Origin of the sequence: Amycolatopsis jejuensis (assembly GCF_000717335.1) — a bacterium.
Classification (GTDB): domain Bacteria; phylum Actinomycetota; class Actinomycetes; order Mycobacteriales; family Pseudonocardiaceae; genus Amycolatopsis; species Amycolatopsis jejuensis.
Genome location: NZ_JNYZ01000017.1, coordinates 19,058 through 38,129 on the forward strand (window position 1 = coordinate 19,058; position 19,072 = coordinate 38,129).

Sequence of the window (19,072 nt, forward strand, 5' to 3'; positions counted from 1 at the left end):
TGACCTCGCGGGTCGCCAACCGTGGCGGGCCCCGTTCAGCCGGCCGGCAGCGCCGCCGCGACCTTCGCGCGGATCTGCTCCATCCGCGACCGCAGAGCCGCCGGATCCTGGTCGGCAGGCCCCGACACACCGATCCCGACGGCCACCGGACCGGACGTGTACCAGAACGCGAGCACCCGCCCGGCCGGACTGCTGCCGGCGTAGAGAAGATCGGTGGCGGCAGGTCCGAGCGGGCTGCTGTCGAACCCACCGGTGACAAGGTTCTGCCGCAGCCCCTGCACGAGCTGCCCGGCCTGCGCCCCCGACGGAGTCGGCACCGCGAGCAGCATCGTGCCACCGGCCGGTTCGCCGTAGGAGTGGTAGACGAGCTGATCGGCGCCGGCGGCCTTCATGAGGTTGGCGTCGGCGTCGGAGACGGCCTTGAGCTGGACGGCTTTGTCGAGCGCCATGGTGGAGTTGTCCGGGCTGGGCGTCCCGGGGAGCGCAGGCAGCTTGTCCTCGAGGGAGGCAGGTTGTTTCTGCTGCTGTGCCGGGGAGGGCGGCGGCGCGGCGGTGTCTTTGCCGGTGTCACTGCCGAGGTACCAGATCCCCCCGACGACCAACGCCAGCACAACAAGCACCCCGACCGCGATAAACACCCAGGTCGGCCTCTTCCGCGCCGGTTCGGGCGCCTCGTCCCACAACCGCCGCGGCTCCGGCTGCCCGATCGCCCCGAGCGTCGCGGTGGGGTTTTGATCAGCCGGGCTGGGCGCGGTGGTGGGTACGTCGGAGCCCCCGAGCGCCGCCCGGGACCGCACGGGACGCGGTGGCTGGGCCGGGGGCGTTTGCTGCGTGGGCTGGGCTTGTGGTGTCTGCGGCGCTGGCTGCGTTTGCTGGGCCCCTGGCGGAGGTTGCTGTGCGGGCTGGGTCTGCTGGACTTGCTGAGCGCCCGGCGCCGATATGCCCTGGTACCCCGGGTGGAGTTGCTGAGTCTGCTGCCCTTGCTGGTCAGGCGGCGTCCCGGGCGCCTGCCAGGAGTCGGCGGGTGTTCCCGGCATCTGCCGGGGGTCGGCTGGCGTCCCCGGGGCTTGCCAAGCCTGGCCGGACGGAGTCCCCGGCGCTTGCCAGGGCTGCACGGGAGCCTCCGGCGCCTGCCAGGCCTGAACCGCAGGCAGCCCGGCCGCCGACGGCATCGCCGGATTGGTACTGGCCCACCCGGCAACGATCGGCCCCGGCTGCCCGGGCACCGGTTGCTGCCCGGGGGTGTGCCACTGAACCGGCGGAACCCCCTGCCAGCTCCCCGGCGAACCGGACCCCCCGGCATTCGGCCCAGCCCACGGCGAAGGACCCCCCGCGGACGCTGCCGATTGCGGCGCAGCCGGTTGAGCCGGGGGCATTTGCGGGGCTCCCGATTGCGAGGCCGCCGCCCATTGCCCGCCGGACGACGCTTGCGTGTCGGACGTCGCTCCTTGCCCGCCGGACGTCGCCCCCTGCATGCCGGACGTCGCTCCCTGCGTGCTGGACGCCGCCGGTGGTGGCGTGGAAGCGGCGGACTGAGACGGTGCCGCACCCACCTGCAAGCTGGGTACAGCCGATTGCCGCGCGGCTCCCGTCACCGGAAGCGCAACCGTTTGCGAACTGGAGGTTGCCGATCCGGGCGTGGACCCCCCGAGTTGGGCACCGGACGCCGGTTGCGGCGTGGCCGCGGCGGGTTGGGTCGTACCCGTCTGGGTGCTGTGTTCAACCGTGGGTTGCGCGCCTGAGCTCGGCGTAGCTGCGGTGGGCTGAGGCGAGACCGCTGCTCCCGCTGACTGCGGCGTGCCCGCTTGAGTGTGCTCAGCCGCAGGTTGCGCATTGGCTCCAGCAGGCCCCGGTGCCGTCGGCGGTGCAGTGTCCGCTGCTTGCACCGTGGCTGCCGTCTGCTGCGCGGCGGGAGTGCCTTCGCCTGTCATCGGAGTCCCTGCCGGTTGGCTGCTCGTCGTTGCCGTCGTTGCCGTCGTTGCCGTCGCGCCGGTTGCCGGGCTGCCGGTCCCGTCCGTCTGGCCAGCCCCGCCGACCTGGCCACTCCCCACCGCTCCGACACCCCCGCCAGGAGTCTCCTGCCGCAACGGCGACGCCACCGGAGACGCTGCTGCCCCACCCGATGCCTCCGCGAGCAGTTCGTCGCGCTGGCGGCGGTGGGCGGCGTGGCCGAGGCGGCCCGCGGCCAGTTCCGCGTCCAGGCGCCGGAGCTCTTCCTGCCAGCTCATCACGCAACCCCCTGTCACCGGTTCGGGCGACAGTGTTCCACGGGTTGCGACCTTGTGCGGCGCCGGTCGGGAGATCATTCATGGATGTCCCCGCCTCCGTAGGATCGGGGGCATGTCCTCCGCGCGCGGTGCGCTTGCTGCTCTGGCCGTGGACCGGCTCGCCGGGCTCGACGTCGCTTCTTCCGAGCTCGTCGCGGCCGGGGAGCGGGCCGTCGGCGAAGGGCTCCGGGCGCCGTCGCTGGCTGCGCTTGCCGGTCTCGACCATCGGGACCATCGGGCGGTCACCGACGCTTTCGCACATGTTGTCGAGGAGCTCGGCATCGAACTCCCGCCCGATGCCACTGCCGCGCAATGGCAGCTCCTCGGCGAGCAGCTCGGCGAGATGGTGCGCGGCGACGTCTCGCTGACCGCCGGCGCAAACGTCGTCACCAGCCTCGACGATCGGCTCGGGCACCCTGCCGCCCTGCACGAGCTGCGGCAGTGGCTGGCGATGCTCGCCTCCTGGATCCCCACCGACGTCACCCCGGTCAGCTACTGCGAACAGCAAGTCCTCCAGCACGCCCGTGCGGTGCTCGCCGGACCATGGCCGCCCGTCACCCGTTGAGCGGCAAAAACTGTCGTACATATGTTCTAAAATGGGCCAGGTACTGCGGGAACATCACCGGAAGGCGGCCGCCCATGACCTCTCCCACGCCGGCCTACGTCACGCTGCCCACGTTCGTCGGGTACAGCGCGAGCACGGGTCCGTCGCGCTCGTCGTTCGTCCGCCGTCAGCGCCGGTTGTACGAGGACCCGGCGCGGGCCGCGTTCAACTACTACCGGCGCGCGGCCAACGCGATCCGCGCCGGACGCGCGGCGCGGCAGGACGACGTGGCCATGCGGGCGCTCGTCCACCACGCAGATGAGCGCACCCGGCCGCATTACGCCGCCATCGCCGACGGCTGGCTCCGTTACCTCGGCAGGCGAGACCCGAAACTGCTGGAAGTCGGGCACGCGCGGTTCGCGCTCGGCGAGCTCGAGATCGGCCTCCGCCCGCAGCTCGGCCTGCGCAAAACGAACGGCCACCGGTACGCCACCTGGCTGTACTTCAAGGAGGAGCCGCTCGGCCGGGACGCCGCGCAGCTCGCCTTGTGGCTGCTCACCGAGGGAATGCCGGACCTGCTGCCGGGCGGGGAGGCGCTGGTCGTGGACGTCCGCCGGGCGAAGGAGTACACGTTGTCGGCGCGTGATCGGGAGCGGCTGCGGCCGTGGGCGTTCAGCGAGGCGTCGGCGTTCGTCACGCTCTGGCGCGCTGCTTAGCGGGCTGCGCGCAGGGCCTCGGAAGGCGTCGGGTAAAGGTAGCTGCGGACCGGGAGCCCTGTTCCCGGTCCGCAGGCCACCCGGTCGAGTGACGCATTGGCGCTCGGCCCCCGTGGACTGGACAATCCCGGCCCCGGACACGAAGCTTTCGGCAGTTTCGAGCCCGGTCGATGACTTCGAGGTCGACAAGTGAACGATGCTGCAGCCTGGGAGCCGCTCTCGCGAGTGGCCGACGAGCCCGCCTGGTACTGGGTCCACGAGAAGCTGAGGTTCTGGCCGAGCACCTTCGCGCACGACTGGCCCGGGTTCCGCGAGCCGGTGCCGTCGGCGACGTGGGATCTGTCCACCGGGGAGTACGACCGGGAGTCGGCCGAGTTCCGGCTCGGGCCGTACGCGGTGGAGGAGCACGACGTCGCGCGCGTCGTGCTCGCTGCGCTGCGCGAAACCGTCGCCGAGGACGAGTGGCTGTGGGTACTGCACTGGCAGCACCAGTCGTTCAAGTTCTGGCCGCACCGGATGGCCGACACCGCGGCCTGGCCGGTCCCGGTGTTCCCGCGCGGCGACTACCACCTGTTCCTCGCCGCCGACTTCGGCTACGGCACCCTCGGCCATCCGTGGGAGCGCACCCTCTGCGTGTTCGGCGACAAGCTGCTGCCCGCGGTCGAGAAACACGGCGACGGCGTGCTCGCGAGCGTGCTGCGCCGGGACGGGCAGCCGTCGGCGCTCACCCGCTGATCACCGGCGCTGCTACCGTCTCCAGCGTGTTCGAATACCACGGCTGGGTGACCATCGCCGCCACCACGAGTGGCGACGACGACGCGGCGCTCCTCGAACGGCTCGTCGACCGCGTGCATCGCTCCCTCCGCGACGCGGGCACGCTCGACCTGGTCGACCTGCGCTGGAGTTCCGGACTGCCGATGCTGCACCTGGGTGGTCTGGACAAGCACGGCGGCGCCATCGCCCCGGAGCTGCTCGAAACGTTCGCGCGCATCGGCGAGCTCGCCCCGGGCTCCTACGGCCTCCTGCACGTCTGGGACGACCAGGACCCCGACCACGACAACGACTTCCGCGTGTACCGGATGGCCCGCGGCCAGGTCACGCCCCAGGCCGACCCCCACCTGTCCCCGGTCGCCCCGACGATCCTGGACACCTACGAGCTCTGACGTCCGTGAAGGGAACCATCAGGGAAGCAGATTCCCTCATGGTTCCCTTCACGGACTTCGTCAGTGCCGGGGAGTCTGCGGACGGCGACCCGGTTCCTGCCGCGGCGGCTGCTGGCCGGTGCCGGGGAACTTCGGCGCCGGCAGGTTCGCGGCCTCGTAGCGGGAAAGCGTCAGCGGACCCGAGGTGTCGGGCAGCGTCGGCGGTTTCGCCTTGTGCTCGCGGAACCGGAAGGCCGAGGTCAGGTCGCCGAAGGTGCGCCTGCGCCAGTCGGAAATGTTGGGTTCCGCCACTCCGGTGACCTTCTCGAGGAACTGCAGCGTCGACGTGTGGTCGAAGTTCTCCGTCGCGACCCAGCCGCCCGCCGTCCACGGCGACACGATGATGCACGGGACCCGGTAACCGGCGCCGACCTGCAGGCCGTTGCCCTTGGTACCGCCGGGCGAGGTCTTCGTGACGTACTCGTGCGGCGTGCCGGGCGGCGGCGTGGGCGGGATGACGTGGTCGAAGAGGCCGTCGTTCTCGTCGTAGTTGAGGATGAACGCGGTTTTCGCCCAGACCTCCGGGTTCGACGCGATCGCGTCGATCTTGGACGCGACGAACGCGGCACCCTCGGCAGGCGTGTAGTTCGGGTGCTCCGACGCGGTCGACGTGCAGATGATCCACGAGACCGTAGGGAGCTTGTCGTTGCGTGCGTCGTACTCGAACTGGCCCTCGGGCCGGTGCGTGGTCCCGTTGACCACGAGTGGCGAATCGGCGGGCGCGTTCTTGAAGTTCGCGAAGTTCTCCAGCATGTTGCAGCCGTAAGTGTCGCTCTGCTCGTACACCTTCCAGCTGACCCCGGCGGCCTGCAGCCGTTCGGCGTAGGTGGTCCACGTGTAGCCGCCTGCCGGGGCTTTGTTGTCGAGGATCGGCCCGCCGTGCTCGCCGTCGGGGTCGACGGTGCCGGTCATCCACATCATCCGGTTCGGCCAGGTGGGCCCGAGCACGGAGCAGTGGTAGGCGTCGCAGATCGTGAACGCTTCGGCGAGGGCGAACTGGAATGGCAGGTCAGCGCGGGTGTGGTAACCCATCACGTACGGCCCGTTCTTGCCGTCGGCCTTGCGGTGCGCGGGGAGCCAGTTGTCCATTTTGCCGCCGTTGAGTGCGTCGTGCTGGACCTGCCACGCGTGTGAAGTGGACGGGATCTTCTGCGCGTTCGTGGCGTGCGTGTCGAGGTGGAACGGCAACGCGTACCCGGCGGGGTTCTCGGTGTCCGGCTGGTAGAAGGCGGACCGTCCGTCCGGCAGCCGGGCCGCATGCGGGTCGCCGAACCCGCGAACCCCGGACAACGTCCCGAAGTAATGGTCGAACGACCGGTTTTCCTGCATCAGCAACACAACGTGCTCGACGTCGGCAAGCGACCCATGCCGGGGTTCGCCCTGCGCCAACGCCGCCCGCACACTGGCAGGCAGCAAGGTCGCGGACGCCGCCGCAGCCCCCACCCCAGCCGCAGTTCCGAGTACCCGACGACGTGTCAGTTCGCTCATGCCCCCACCCTGGCCACCCGACATCACCCCCAACGGTGACAAAGAAAAACGAACCAAAAAAACAAAATGAAAACACTCCCCACCCCCACACCCAGCCCCGCAAACCCCGCCGGAACACCCGCCCCCCACCTCACCGCCCGCAGAAACCAAGCCAAAACGGCCACCCTCAACGCCCAGCGGACTCGCCCCCACCTCGAACCCAAGCGACCGACCACCTCAACGCCCCAGGGCTCGCCCCACTCCCGCAGCACCGGGCGAACCAACCCCTCACCGCCCGCCAGCGCCCGCCACACCTCGGAACCAAGCCAAACCGGCCACTTCAGCACCCCAGCGAACTCGCCCACACTCCGAACGAAGCCAGAACGGGCACATCACCGCCCACGGGACTAGCCCCCAAATCCCAGGACGAAGCCAAATGGGCACATCAACGCCCGCAGATGCTCACCCACACCGAGAAACCAATCCAAACGGCACCTGACCCACCAAGTGGGCGAGCCCCCACACCCCAGACGACTCCAAAACAGGCACACCCACATGAACTCGCCCCCCGGACAAGCCCAAACCGGCCACCTCAACACCCAACGAACCCAGCCCCTGGACCAAACCAAATGGGGCACGGATAGCACCGCGGGGGGTCCGGGGGGCTCGGCCCCCCGGGGGATATGACGAGGGACCGAGATCCACGCCCTCCGTGGATACACGGTCCCCAGTCCCGAGAGCGGATGACGGGATTCGAACCCGCGACCCTCACCTTGGCAAGGTGATGCGCTACCAGCTGCGCTACATCCGCGTGAACTACTTGGTGCTCGGTGTTGAACACACTCTATACCGTGGCCAGGGTGACACTTTCGGGGGCCCTGCGGCGGGAGTTCGGGCTGCTCGGACGTGGTGCTCGCGTGTCACGTCGGGCGTACAAGGGGTGACGACGGGCGTCATGCTCCGTATGGTGTCCCCAATCGACTTCAGTGGTGAGTCCTTCGGGGGAGGAGGTGCCTTGCCGGATGACCGAGCTGGGCACGGCGCCGCCACCAGCGGCCTCGGAATCCGACGAGCAGGCACTTTTGAAGCGGCTCCGCGACGGCGAGGACGCCGCGTTCGGGGAGCTGTTCGAACTTCACGCCGCGGCGGTGCGCAGGTTGGCGCAGAGCTTGGCGGCGGACCGGTCCGAGGCCGAAGACATCACTGCCGAGACGTTTTTCCGGGTGCTGCAGGCGTTGCGCCGCGGTGCGGGTCCGCGTGACTACATCCGGGCGTACCTGCTGACAGTCGCGCGGCGGGTGTCGTGGGAGTGGCACGGTGCGCGCCGCGATGTCCCGGTCACCGACGACGAGCTGACCTTTCGCGCCGGCGCCGGGGCGGACACGCACGCCCGTACGGCCGAGCACACGTTGATCACCACGGCGTTCACGAGCCTGCCCGAGCGGTGGCGCACAGTGCTGTGGCAGACCGAGGTCGAGGGCGAGCAACCGGCGATGGTGGCGCCGCACTTCGGGTTGTCGGCGAATGCGACGGCGGCGCTCGCGCGGCGCGCGCGGCAGGGGCTGCGCGCGGCGTACCTGCAGGCGCATCTGTCGGTGAACCGCGGTCCGGAGACGTGCCGTGCGGTGGTCGAGAAGCTGGGCGGGTTCACCGCGGGCAGCGTCACCGGTGCGGAGGCGGAGCGGATCAAGGCGCACCTGCTGGGGTGCGCGTCGTGCCGGGCGACGCAGGACGAGCTGCGCGACGTCTGCTCGTCCTTGCGGGCGCACGCCGAGGTGCTCGTGCTCGCGATCCCGGCGCTGGTCGGGATCGGCAAGGCCGGTGGGGTCGCCGCGACGGTCAAGAGTGTGCTGTTCGGGTCGAAGGTGAAGGTCGGGCTGGCGCTGGCGTCGACGGCCGCGGCCGGGGCGGTCAGTCTCACCGCTGGTCCGCTCGTCTTCGGCTCGCATCCGGCGCAGAATCTCGGGCTCAACGGCGGCGCGCCGGAGCTGGCGTTGCAGCCGCCTGCGCCGCCGCCACCGCCACAGGTTGAGCAGGGCCCGCAGGTCGTCACGGGGAAGTTGCACGGCAGTGCGCGGCCGGTCCGTCCGGCGGTCCGGCCGGATGCTTCGCCGCATCTCGGGGCGGCCGAGGTGCCGGACCTCCAGCCGGTCAAGCCGCCCCCTGCCGAAGACCACGGCCAGTCCTCGGGGGTTTCGCCGCGTGACGACTTGCCCGGGAACTCGCCGCACGCACCGCGTTCACCGATGACGAGCCGGTCGTCGAACACCGAATCGCGGTCGGATCTGGACCCGTCCACGAACTCGAGCAGCCCGTCCACGACGAGCGAGCGTCCGTCCTACGTGCCGCCGCCGACGTCGTACTTCCCGTCGCCGACGTCGTACCTGCCGCCGTTGATCACGATCACGATCACGCCCACCGGGTCGCGGCATTCGCGCTCGGACTGCCCGGAGCCGGGCGCCACGTCCGGGAAGAGTGTCACCGGTTCGGCCGATTCCTCGGCGGCCCCGCATCGCCGAACAGCCAAAACCCGGCATTCCACCGATCACTCCGGGTGACCACCTCGCGCTCGGCGGCGCCGTCACGGTAGCGTTGACAGACCTCGAGCGTCGCCCGGGAGGCAACAGGATGAACCGGCTGGTACGCGGTGAAGACGGCCGCGACTGGGTGGTCCGTGCCCAGATGGAGTGGCGTGCGCCCGCCACGGCGGACGATTTCGAACACGACGTCGCAGGCAGTTACGGACCCGGTATCGCGATGGTCGTCGTCACGGTGGTTCTCGTGGCGGCGCTCGTGGTGTGGACGCCGGACGTGGTGCATATCCCCGCGTGGGTACTGCTGGCGCTGGTGCTGGTGGCGCTCTTCTTCCCGCTGCGGTGGATCCTGCGCCGCCCGTGGACGGTGGTCGCGGAAACCGAGGGTGACGTGGCGGGGGACCGCCCGTCGGAGCGCTGGGTCGGCACGATCCGCGGCATGTTCACGGTGTCGGGCGAGGTCAAGCGGATCTCGAAGACGATCCAGAAACATTCGCTGCCGGACTTCGACGGTCCGCTGCACCCGGTCGAATAGGCCTGGCCGGAACGGGTCCGGCGCGCGAGACTGGTGCCATGCCCGAGCTGCCCGAGGTCGAAGCACTGGCCCATCACCTGCGTGAACACGCCGTGGGTGCCACGATTTTCCGGCTGGACGTCGCGTCGCTCAGCGTGCTGAAGACGGCTACCCCGGCCTACACCGACCTGCACGGCTGCGAGATCACCGGCGCCACCCGCCACGGCAAGCACCTGGACCTGGTGGCCGGCGACCTGCACCTGATCGTGCACCTGGCCCGCGCCGGCTGGCTGCGCTGGTCGGACGGGCTCGCCCCGGCCCCGCTCAAGCCGGGTAAGGGCCCGATCTCCTTGCGGGTCCACCTGGATTCGGCGTCCGGCCCCGGCTTCGACCTCACCGAGGCAGGCACGAAAAAAGGCCTGGCCGTGTGGATCGTCAAGGACCCGTCGGAGGTGGCCAGTGTCGCGAGGCTGGGCCCGGACGCATTGACCGTCGACGCGACCCAGCTGCGCGAACTGTTCGCGGGCAAGGGCACGCGGCTGAAATGGGCCTTGACTGACCAGTCCCTGATCGCGGGCATCGGCAACGCGTATTCGGACGAGATCATGCACCGCGCGAAGCTCTCCCCATACGCAACGGTCGGCAAACTGGACGAGGGTGCGCTGGAAATCCTGGCCGAGTCGATCCACGAGATCGAATCGGACGCCGTGACCCGCTCCGTAGGCCAAAAAGCCGCGCGCCTGAAGGGCGAAAAGCGCTCCGGCCTACGCGTTCACGCCAGAACCGGCCTGCCGTGTCCCGTCTGCGGCGACACCATCCGCGAAATCTCCTTCGCGGACAAGTCATTCCAGTACTGTCCGACCTGCCAAACCGGCGGCAAACCCCTCGCCGACCGCCGCATGTCGAGACTGCTCAAGTAACCCCCGGCGATGTTCCGTGAAGGCCACCTTCACGGAATCTGATTCCCTCATGGTTCCCTTCACGGACTTCCGGCCCAACGCAACGCAACGCAACGCCAAGCCTGCCACCCGAACGGCCCAGCCGAATCACCCTAACCGGGAGTAACGATAAGCTCCCCCCACCCTCGGTCGTCGTAACTGGACAGAAAGTGGGGAGCAACCCTTGCACCCGGTCGGTCGAGCGCAGAGCATGGACGTCGTGTCCGCTTTCCCCTTCGCGCAGGTCGTCCCCTGGACCCTGGTCGGCATCCTGGTGATCGTGGTGCTGGTGCTGGCCTTCCGGGCGCGCCGCCCCAAAGGGGTCATCCAGGACGCTGTCCTGCAGGCCGTCCATCGCATGTCCAAAGCCACCCCCAACCTGCGGGCCGGCCTCGACGAGGAGGCCGCCAACCGGATGACGGCCGAGCTCCTCGAGGTGCTCGACTGCCTCGCGGTAGGCATCACGGACAGTGAAGGCACCCTGCTGTCCTGGGCAGGGGAGGCGACCGACCACTATCTGGACGTCGTCGAGGATGTCGGCACTGCGCTGCGTAAGCACCGCCGCGCGGTCGCCGATCACAACCGGATGCCGTGCAACCACCGCGGTACCTGCAAGATGAAAACCGCCGCGATCGTGCCGATTCTCGTGGAGGGCGAGGCGGAAGCCACGCTCATCGTCGTCGGACGGACGCGCGGCAAGCTGGTGCAGATGGCCGAGGCCGTCGGCCAGTTCGTCTGTACCCAGTTCGAGCTCGCGCGGCTGGAAGAATCGCGAAACCAGTTGCAGCAGGCCGAAATCAAAGCCCTGCGCGCGCAGATTTCCCCGCATTTCGTCTACAACGCGCTCAATACGATTTCCGCGCTCATCCGCACCGATCCCGAGGAAGCCCGCGAACTCCTTCAGGATTTCGCCGATTTCACGCGCTATTCATTCCGCACCTCCGGCATGTACACCACGCTCGCCGAGGAACTGCGCAACATCGACCGGTACCTCACCATCGAGAACGCGCGGTTCGGCGGACGGCTCGAGGTGCGGATGAAGATCGCGCCCGAGGTGCTGAGCGTCGTCGTGCCGTTCCTGATCATCCAGCCGCTGGTGGAAAACGCCGTCAAGCACGGGCTGGCCAGCAAGCCGAGCGGCGGCTGCGTCACGGTGATCGCGCAGGACTACGGCCACGAGGCCGTGATCAGCGTCGAGGACGACGGCATCGGCATGGACCCGCGGCAGCTCACCGACCTGAAGAACGCGCACCGCACCGGCGCGCACGTCGGGCTCGGCAACATCAATCAGCGGATGCGGCAGGTGTTCGGCGAGGACTACGCGCTCACCGTCGACACCGCGCCCGGCGCGGGCATGAAGGTCACGCTGCGGGTGCCGAAGTTCAAGCTCGGCGTGCGGCCGAACATGCCGGACTACTCGGCCGACGTGCCGCCGCAGCAGCCGCCCGCGCCGCTGATCGAGGAGGAACCGGAGCGCGACGGGGTACACGGCTCGCGTTCGGGAATGCTGCCTGCCCACTGAACTGGTTAGCCTGGGCAGATGAGCGTGACCGACAAGCTGACCTCCCGCATTCCCGTGCTCGGCGACCGGGGTGACCGCAAGGACGTCGTCGCCGTCGTGAAGCTGCACGGGGTGATCACGCCGACGCCGTCGCCGCTGGCCCGCGGCGCGATCAACCTCGGGGCCGTCGAATCGGCGCTCACCAGGGCGTTCGGGCACGACCGGCTCAAGGCGGTCGCGCTGCAGATCAACTCGCCGGGTGGCGCGCCGACGCAGTCCGGCCTGGTTGCCGAGCGCATCCGGCAGCTGGCCGACGACAAGGGCGTGCCGGTGCTCGCGTTCGCCGAGGACGTCGCGGCGTCCGGCGGATACTGGCTCGCCTGCGCGGCCGACGAGATCTTCGCGCACCGGACGTCGATGGTCGGCTCGATCGGCGTGATCAGCGGCGGGTTCGGGTTCACCGGCCTGATCGAGCGGTTCGGCATCGAGCGCAGGCTGCACACGGCAGGGGCGAACAAATCGCGGCTCGACCCGTTCAGCCCGGAAAAGCCCGAGGACGTCGAGTGGCTGAAGAAAATGCACAGTCAGTTACATGAACTGTTCGTCGACTGGGTGAAAGAGCGCCGGGGCGACCGGCTTTCGGCCACCGAGGACCTCTTCACCGGCGACGTCTGGCTCGGCCAGAAAGCCGTGGAACTCGGCCTGGTGGACGGGGTCGGCTCGCTGCGCCAGGTCATCACCGAGCGGTACCCGGATGCCGAGATTTCCGTGGCGGAGCCCAAGAAACCGCTGCTCGCACGCCTGGGGCTCGGTGCGCCCGCGGCGGCGAGCGCGCTGCTGGACGCGGTGAGTGCAAAGGCCGCCTGGTCGAAGTTCGGCCTCTGATTACACCCTCGGTGACCGGTGCGTGCGACAAACGGGGAACGTCGCGCGTACCGAAGGGTCGACCGGCATTCGGGGGCTGGACATTGCACCCGGCAATCGGCAGGATGCGTCTCACTGTGAGTGCTCACGACGACACCCGGAAACTCATCGTCCTCGCCGTGGACGACGAGCTGGCCGGGCTGGACGAACTCAGCCACTGCCTGCAGAACAACCCGTACATCCACCGCGTTTTCCAGGCCTCGGACGCCTCCGACGCGCTGCGGCTGTTCTCGCACGACGACCCGGAGCTGGCCGGCCGCCGCGCCCGCGGGCTGCCCACGGTCGACGCCGTGTTCGCCGACATCGACATGCCCGGGTTGTCCGGGATGGAGATGTCGCGGGTGATCGCGGCGATGAACCCGTCGCCGGTGCTGGTGTTCGTCACCGGGCACGCGGAGGAGGCGGTCAACGCCTTCGACCTCGGCGCCGTCGACTACGTGCTCAAGCCGTTCGTGCAGGACCGGCTCGACCGGTCGGTCGCGCGCGTGCGCGAGAAGCTCACCGCGGCCGCGGGTCCGCCCGCCGGCCAGAACGGTGGCGAGCCGGTGAAGAACGACGACGAGGTCATCCCGGTCGAGCTCGCCGGTACCACGAAGCTGATCCCGCGCTCGTCGGTCCGCTGGGTCGAGGCGCAGGGCGACTACGCGCGCCTGTTCACCACCGAGGGCAGCCACCTGGTCCGGATTCCGCTCGCCCAGCTGGAGGAACGCTGGGAGAAGGCCGGTTTCGTCCGGATCCACCGGTCGTTCCTGGTCGCGCTGCCGCTGATCACCGAAATGCGCATGGGTCAGGGCGGCTACCAGGTCGTGATCGGCAACGAGGAGAAGGTGCTGCCGGTCAGCCGCCGGCACACGCGGGCGCTGAAAGACCGCATCGTCGGCTCCGGCCGGGGCTAGCCGTCGATGAACTCTCCCGAAGACCCGTACCACCGGCTCGCGAACGGTGTCCGCAAACCGGACCCGACGCTGGGCGTGCGGCCAGAGGACCGCGCGGTGGTGGAACCTGTCCCGGCCGCGGTAACCGAACCGTCCCGTTCCAGCGAGCCCGCACACGTGAAGCCGAAGCGGGAACGCGTGGTGCTCGCCGACTCGCGGCAGCCGTCCGGCCGGATGCGGGGACGGGTCGAGCTGGAGGAACAGACCAGCTGGGGAAAGCTGCTGATCCGCGACCTGGTGAAGGTGCAGCTGCGGACGTCGGTGCTGCTCGGGGTGCTGGTGGCGGTTGCGCTCGGGGTGCTTCCTGCGCTCTTCTACTTCCTGCCGTCGGTCGCCCGGTTCACCGTGATCGGCATCCCGATTCCGTGGCTCGTGCTCGGCCTGCTGCCGTTCCCGTTCCTCTTCGCCGTCGGCCTCTGGTACAACCGGCTGGCCGAACGGCACGAACGCGACTTCGTGGACATGATCGAGAACTGACCCGCGCGCGGACGCGGGGCGTCACCGGAGCGGGTGCTCGTGCGAGGATTCGAGCCGTGCAGCTGAACTCGTGGGCGTTGACCGGCATCGCGCTGGTCGCTTTCGCGACGTACTACCTCGGGCACCGCTCCTCGCGTTCGGCCACCAGCACGCACGATTTCCTCGTCGCCCGCCGCACCGTGCGGTCCCGGCGCAATGCCGCGGCCATTTCCGGGGAGTACCTGTCGGCGGCGTCGTTCCTCGGCGTTGCCGGGATCGTGCTCAAGCAGGGCGCCGACGCGATGTGGTACCCGATCGGGTTCACCGCCGGGTACCTCGCGCTGATGCTTTTCGTGGCCGCGCCGCTCCGCCGGTCCGGCGCCTACACGCTGCCGGACTTCGTGGAGGCCCGTCTCGGTTCGCTCGGCCTGCGCCGCTTCGCGACGGCGTTCGCGGTGTTCATCGGAATTCTGTACATGGTCCCGCAGCTGCAGGGCGCCGGGCTCACGCTCGCGCAGATCCTGCCGGTGCCGGCTTGGATGGGCGCGGCGGCCGTCATTCTCATCGTGGCGGTCAACGTGATGACCGGCGGGATGCGCGCGATCACCGTGGTGCAGGCGTTCCAGTACTGGCTCAAGTTGTTCGCGATCGCAGTGCCGACTTTCGTGCTGTGCATGGTTTTCTTCACCGGTGGCGGTCCCGGCGGCGTGCGTGCGCTGGGTGCGCCCGCGCCGCCGGTGTTCCCGGAGGACACCAAGGTGTCGGTGCAGACCGACGTCACGGTGAAGGTCACCACTGAGACCTACTTCTACGCGTACGGCCGCATCGACGACGGCCCGGCGGGCGGCATGGCGCGCTGGTCGCCGCTCGTGCCGCACAAGGTGTCCGAAGGTACGACGCTGGAGTTCGCCGCGGGCACGCCGGTGCCGGTGGTGAGCGACGCGCCCGCGTCGAACGATTCGTGGCTGCACCCGTCGTCCGGCAAGATCACCGACCTGCTGCAGACGTACTCGCTGATTTTCGCGCTCTTCCTCGGCACCATGGGCCTGCCACACGTGCTGGTCCGCTTCTACACCAACCCCGACGGCAAAGCCGCGCGCCGCACCACCGTGCACGTGCTGCTGCTGCTCGGGCTGTTCTACCTGTTCCCGACGATGCTCGGCGCACTCGCCCGGATGTACGTACCGCAGCTGCTGCTCACCGGTAAGACCGACGCGGCGGTGCTCATGCTGCCGACCGCGTTGCTACCGGGCTGGCCAGGGCAGATCCTGGCCGCGGTGGTGGCGGCCGGTGCGTTCGCGGCGTTCCTGTCGAGCTCGTCGGGGCTGCTCGTGTGCGTGGCCGGAGTGGTGTCCACCGACGTACTTCCCGGACGGGTCAAGGACTTCCGCGTTGCCACGGCACTGGTCGCGGTGTGCCCGCTGGCGCTCACGCTCGTGTTGCGCACGGAGGACATCTCGCTGTCGATCGGGATGACGTTCGCGCTCGCCGCGTCGACGTTCAGCCCGATGCTCCTGCTCGGCATCTGGTGGCGAAAACTCAGCTGGCCGGGCGCGCTGTCGGGAATGGTCGTCGGCGGCGGGCTGGTGCTGGGCGCGCTGGTGTACGACATCGTCTGCGGGTACACGGGCGTGACGCCGCCCTGGTACACCGCGCAGCCCGGGCTGATCTCGGTGCCGGCGGCGTTCCTGGTGACGTACGTGGTGAGCCGGCTGACCCGGTACGGGCGCCCCGAGCTGGTGAACGACATCATGCTGCGCCTGCACGCCCCCGACCCGCTCGGCCTGATGCACGACCGCGCCGTCGCCCGGTTCGGGCAGGCAGAGGACAAGCTGCGGGCCGCCCGGGGGCGCCACCGCAGGGGTTAGCGGTTAGCGTTGTTCACACGCGCACAACGTCACGACATGGGAGCATGGAACTGTGGGAAGCCCAGCTGAACTGCCGACCGCCGAGGTCCGCGACCTGCCCGCGGACGTCGCCCTGCTCGACGTCCGCGAAGACGACGAGTGGGCCGCCGGCCACGCCCCCGCCGCGGTCCACATCCCGCTCGGCGAACTGCCCGCCCGGGTCGGCGAGCTGACCGAATTCCCCGAGAACGAGCCGGTGTACGTCATCTGCCGCTCCGGCGGCCGCTCGGCCCGCGCAGCCGCCTGGCTGAACGCAAGCGGCTGGGACGCGGTCAACGTGGCCGGCGGCATGGGGTCCTGGGCCCGCGAAGGCCGCCGCATGGTGAGCGAAAACCCGGGCGCCGATCCCGAGGTCCTGTGACGGATGGCTGCTGACCGGTTCCCCGCTGCTCCGGATCCTTCTCCTGGGGAGGGTTCTTCGGGTCTTAGGGGGCGTGCCGCTGCTGAGCGGGCGGGTGCCTCGCGGCCGGGAGCGAGTTCGGCTGGTTGGGAACCGGGTTCGCTGGGGCAGGAGTCGGGTTCGCCGGGCGCGCAATCCGCTTCGTCGGGTCAGGAACCGGGTTCGCCGGGTCAGCAGCCCACCTCGCCGGGTCGTCAACCGGGTTCGCGGGACCCGCAACCGACCCCGCCAGTCCAGCAACCGAGTCCTCCGGGCCAGCAGGCCACCTCGCCGGGTCAGCAACCGGGTTCACCAGGCCCTCAATCCGCCCCGTCGGGTCAGCAACCGAGTTCGCCGGATCAGCAGCCGACCCCGTCGGGCCAGCAACCGAGTTCGCCAGGCCCGCAACCCACCCCGCCGGGCCAGCAATCTTTCCCGTCGCAGAGTGGCCAGCCTGCCCCGCTTCCGGGTCCGTCGGAGGTCAGCCAGCCTGCGCCGGGTCCGGGCTCGCCGCAGGGCACCCAGCCCGCCGTGGTTCCGGGTTCGCCGCAGGGCAGCCAGCCCGCCCCGCTTCCAGCCCAGCCGCAGGTCAACCCCTATCAACCGCCCCGCCCGCCCCATCGCGAGCACCAGCCCCGCCCGTTCACCTCCGCGCCACAGGGTCACGTCCACCGGACCGCCGCCCCCTTGCCGCCTCGCCGCGGAGCCCGGCTGCGCTGGGTCGCCTCGCCGCCGCCGGGTGCCGTCCGCCGCCGGCGGGCCGTTCCCGTCATCCCCTACTCCGGCCCGCCGTCCTACCCCGCGCCGCCGCGGTGGGGGTTCCCGAATCTCACCTGGCGCCGTCCGACGGCCGTGCCGGGGACGGCGTCCGGCGAGGTCCGTCCGATCGACCGCATTCCCGTCCTCGCGCGGAGCCTCACCACGATTCTTTGGACGTTCGCCGTCCTGGCCGTCACCGCGGCTGCGGCGGAGGTCTGGCGGTACGTCCTCCTGGTGCAGAGCCGGGATTCCGCGCTGACGACCGGCGTGGTCGCGTTCTCCGACGCCTTCGTCGTACTCGCCGGCCTGCTCACCACGATTTTCTCGCTACTGCCCGCGGGGCTGTCGCTCTGGTGGCTGCTGGTCGCTCGCCGCGCCGCGGCCGACGAAGCCGGCGAAGAGCCCGCGCGGCCGACGTGGCAGGTGCTCGTCGGCGTGCTGGTACCGGTCGCGAACCTGCCGCTCGCGTTATCAGTGGTCAGCGAGCTGGAGCACGCCGTGCTGCGCCGTCCGCGCGACGGGCGCCCGAAACCGTCGCGGCTCGTGCTCGTCTGGTGGGGCGCTTGGCTCACGAACTGGGTGATGCTTGCGGTCACGATCGTCTGGCGGATGCGGCCGGGCGTGCAGGCGTTGGCCGACAGCGTCGTCCTCGTCGCGCTCACCGACCTCGCCGCGGCGGCGCTCGCGATCGTCACCGCGCTGGTCATCCGCCGGTTCTCGCACCTGCTGATGCCGATCGCGCCGGTACGGCTGCGTGACCTGCGGGTGCTCAAGGTCACCGGCGCGCCCGACCCGGAGCTGCGCACTGCGCGCCCGCTCGGCGCTGCGCGTTAAGCCTGGGTGACCGGGAGCGTCCGCAGCCCGCGGATGACGAACTCCGGCCGGCGTTCCGGTTCGGCGGCCAGGCGGAGGTCCGGCAATCGGCTGGTCAACGCGGTCAGGGCGGCGGCGATTTCCACCCGGGCCAGCGGTGCGCCGACGCAGTAGTGGATGCCCATCCCGAAGCCGAGATGGGCGTTCGGGGTGCGGCCGACGTCGAGTGTGTCCGGTGCGTCGAACACCTTCGGATCCCGCGCCGCCGCGCCGAGCAGCGCACCGATCTTGTCGCCCTTCCCCACGCGGTGGCCGGCGATTTCGACGTCCTCGGTTGCTGTGCGCTCGAACAACTGCAGGGGCGAATCGAAGCGGATCAGTTCCTCGACGGCCGTGTCGAGCAAGGTCGGGTCCGCGCGGAGCCGGTCCCATTCGCTGCGGTGGGTGAGCAGCGCGGTGACCCCGTTGCCGATCACGTTCACCGTCGCCTCGTGACCGGCCATCAGCAGCAGTACCGCGGTGGCAACGACCTCGTCGGGCGTCAGTTCGCTCGCGACCAGGTCACGCACGATGCCGCGCGGTTCGCCGCGGACGACTTCGCGCAGGTACGCGACGAAATCGGCGGCAGCCTGCTCGGCGGCGTCGCGACCGGCTTCGGGTAGACCGAATTCGTACATCTTCACGATCGCGTTGCTCCACGCCACCAGCTGCGGCCCGTCCTCGACCGGCACCCCCAGCAGTTCGGCGATCACCGCGACCGGCAGTGGTTGCGCGAGATGCTCGAGCAGGTCGGCGCTGCCGTCGGCGGCGATTTTCGCGGCGAGAGTGTCCACCATGGACACCGCGATGTCCCCGACCATGGGCCGCAGCCGTTGGACGTGACCCCGGCCGAACTCACCGGCGATCACGCGCCGCAGCCGGGTATGCGCCGGAGGTTCGTTCTCCAGCAACGAATTGCGGTGAAGGAGGTTGAAGGACGCGAAGCGCTCCAGGGGCTGCGCGTCGGTCCAGATCCGACCTAGGCCGCGATGGCGCAGCACGGCGGCCGACGCCGCGTGCGAAACCGCGATGGTGATGCCGAGGCCGTCGTGGCGGTGTACGTCGGCTTCGCTGCGAAGCGCGGCGAAGGCTGGGTACGGGTCGGCGAGGAAAGCGGGATCGCGAGGGTCGAACACGAGCCGACTCTAACCCGCGCGCCCGCGTAGCCGGTCTCTTC

17 protein-coding genes and 1 tRNA gene are annotated in these 19,072 nt (G+C 70.0%); 14 read left to right on the forward strand and 4 right to left on the reverse strand.

Annotated elements, in window-relative coordinates:
• Window positions 1–35: 35 nt before the first annotated feature.
• Window positions 36–797, reverse strand: coding sequence for a hypothetical protein (locus OO71_RS50960; RefSeq protein ID WP_051792007.1), 762 nt, complete (start codon window positions 795–797; stop codon window positions 36–38).
• Between the two features lie 1,543 nt (window positions 798–2,340).
• On the opposite strand from OO71_RS50960, the gene OO71_RS23570 reads away from it, so the two are divergent.
• The 4 genes from OO71_RS23570 (at window position 2,341) to OO71_RS23585 (ending at window position 4,690) form a co-directional block, all read left to right on the forward strand.
• On the forward strand, window positions 2,341–2,832 hold the full coding sequence (locus OO71_RS23570) for a hypothetical protein (protein ID WP_033292050.1): 492 nt from the start codon (window positions 2,341–2,343) through the stop codon (window positions 2,830–2,832).
• A 74-nt stretch (window positions 2,833–2,906) separates the two neighbouring features.
• Window positions 2,907–3,527, forward strand: coding sequence for a hypothetical protein (locus tag OO71_RS23575; RefSeq protein ID WP_033292051.1), 621 nt, complete (start codon window positions 2,907–2,909; stop codon window positions 3,525–3,527).
• Window positions 3,528–3,752: 225 nt separating this feature from the next.
• Window positions 3,753–4,262 (forward strand): DUF2716 domain-containing protein, encoded by a 510-nt coding sequence (locus tag OO71_RS23580; RefSeq protein WP_425388698.1) that lies wholly within the window; start codon window positions 3,753–3,755, stop codon window positions 4,260–4,262.
• 26 nt (window positions 4,263–4,288) lie between these two features.
• Complete coding sequence (locus tag OO71_RS23585; protein ID WP_033292053.1) at window positions 4,289–4,690, forward strand: Imm7 family immunity protein; 402 nt, start codon at window positions 4,289–4,291, stop codon at window positions 4,688–4,690.
• 60 nt (window positions 4,691–4,750) lie between these two features.
• On the opposite strand, the gene OO71_RS23590 is transcribed toward OO71_RS23585, so the two are convergent.
• Together OO71_RS23590 and OO71_RS23595 are read right to left on the reverse strand one after the other, a co-directional pair.
• Window positions 4,751–6,217, reverse strand: a complete 1,467-nt coding sequence (locus tag OO71_RS23590) for an alkaline phosphatase family protein (RefSeq protein WP_033292054.1) — start codon at window positions 6,215–6,217, stop codon at window positions 4,751–4,753.
• Window positions 6,218–6,934: 717 nt separating this feature from the next.
• Window positions 6,935–7,007 (reverse strand) — tRNA-Gly (locus OO71_RS23595).
• 211 nt (window positions 7,008–7,218) lie between these two features.
• Here OO71_RS23595 and OO71_RS23600 point away from each other — a divergent pair.
• The 10 genes from OO71_RS23600 to OO71_RS23645 all read left to right on the forward strand — a co-directional run bounded on the left by OO71_RS23600 (window position 7,219) and on the right by OO71_RS23645 (window position 17,877).
• Window positions 7,219–8,754: a zf-HC2 domain-containing protein gene (locus tag OO71_RS23600; RefSeq protein ID WP_033292055.1), complete on the forward strand. Its 1,536-nt coding sequence runs from the start codon at window positions 7,219–7,221 to the stop codon at window positions 8,752–8,754.
• A gap of 70 nt (window positions 8,755–8,824) precedes the next feature.
• Entirely contained in the window at window positions 8,825–9,265 is a 441-nt protein-coding gene (locus OO71_RS23605) for a hypothetical protein (RefSeq protein ID WP_033292056.1), read from the forward strand.
• 38 nt (window positions 9,266–9,303) lie between these two features.
• Window positions 9,304–10,164 carry a DNA-formamidopyrimidine glycosylase family protein gene (locus OO71_RS23610; RefSeq protein WP_033292057.1) on the forward strand — a complete coding sequence of 287 codons (861 nt, stop codon included), beginning with the start codon at window positions 9,304–9,306 and terminating at the stop codon, window positions 10,162–10,164.
• Between the two features lie 229 nt (window positions 10,165–10,393).
• The gene (locus OO71_RS23615; RefSeq protein WP_033292058.1) at window positions 10,394–11,704 is read left to right on the forward strand and encodes a sensor histidine kinase; all 1,311 of its coding nucleotides are present in this window, start codon (window positions 10,394–10,396) and stop codon (window positions 11,702–11,704) included.
• An 18-nt stretch (window positions 11,705–11,722) separates the two neighbouring features.
• Window positions 11,723–12,568: a S49 family peptidase gene (locus OO71_RS23620; RefSeq protein WP_033292059.1), complete on the forward strand. Its 846-nt coding sequence runs from the start codon at window positions 11,723–11,725 to the stop codon at window positions 12,566–12,568.
• Between the two features lie 104 nt (window positions 12,569–12,672).
• Complete coding sequence (locus tag OO71_RS23625; RefSeq protein ID WP_033292060.1) at window positions 12,673–13,503, forward strand: LytR/AlgR family response regulator transcription factor; 831 nt, start codon at window positions 12,673–12,675, stop codon at window positions 13,501–13,503.
• A 6-nt stretch (window positions 13,504–13,509) separates the two neighbouring features.
• Entirely contained in the window at window positions 13,510–14,019 is a 510-nt protein-coding gene (locus tag OO71_RS23630; protein ID WP_033292061.1) for a hypothetical protein, read from the forward strand.
• A 56-nt stretch (window positions 14,020–14,075) separates the two neighbouring features.
• Window positions 14,076–15,866 (forward strand): sodium/solute symporter, encoded by a 1,791-nt coding sequence (locus OO71_RS23635; RefSeq protein ID WP_033292062.1) that lies wholly within the window; start codon window positions 14,076–14,078, stop codon window positions 15,864–15,866.
• 52 nt (window positions 15,867–15,918) lie between these two features.
• On the forward strand, window positions 15,919–16,266 hold the full coding sequence (locus OO71_RS23640) for a rhodanese-like domain-containing protein (protein WP_033292063.1): 348 nt from the start codon (window positions 15,919–15,921) through the stop codon (window positions 16,264–16,266).
• A 705-nt stretch (window positions 16,267–16,971) separates the two neighbouring features.
• On the forward strand, window positions 16,972–17,877 hold the full coding sequence (locus tag OO71_RS23645; protein WP_084145225.1) for a DUF4328 domain-containing protein: 906 nt from the start codon (window positions 16,972–16,974) through the stop codon (window positions 17,875–17,877).
• Here the strand turns inward: OO71_RS23645 and OO71_RS23650 are convergent.
• Window positions 17,874–19,031, reverse strand: a complete 1,158-nt coding sequence (locus tag OO71_RS23650; RefSeq protein WP_033292064.1) for a cytochrome P450 — start codon at window positions 19,029–19,031, stop codon at window positions 17,874–17,876. The genes OO71_RS23645 and OO71_RS23650 overlap by 4 nt on opposite strands.
• Window positions 19,032–19,072: the final 41 nt, after the last annotated feature.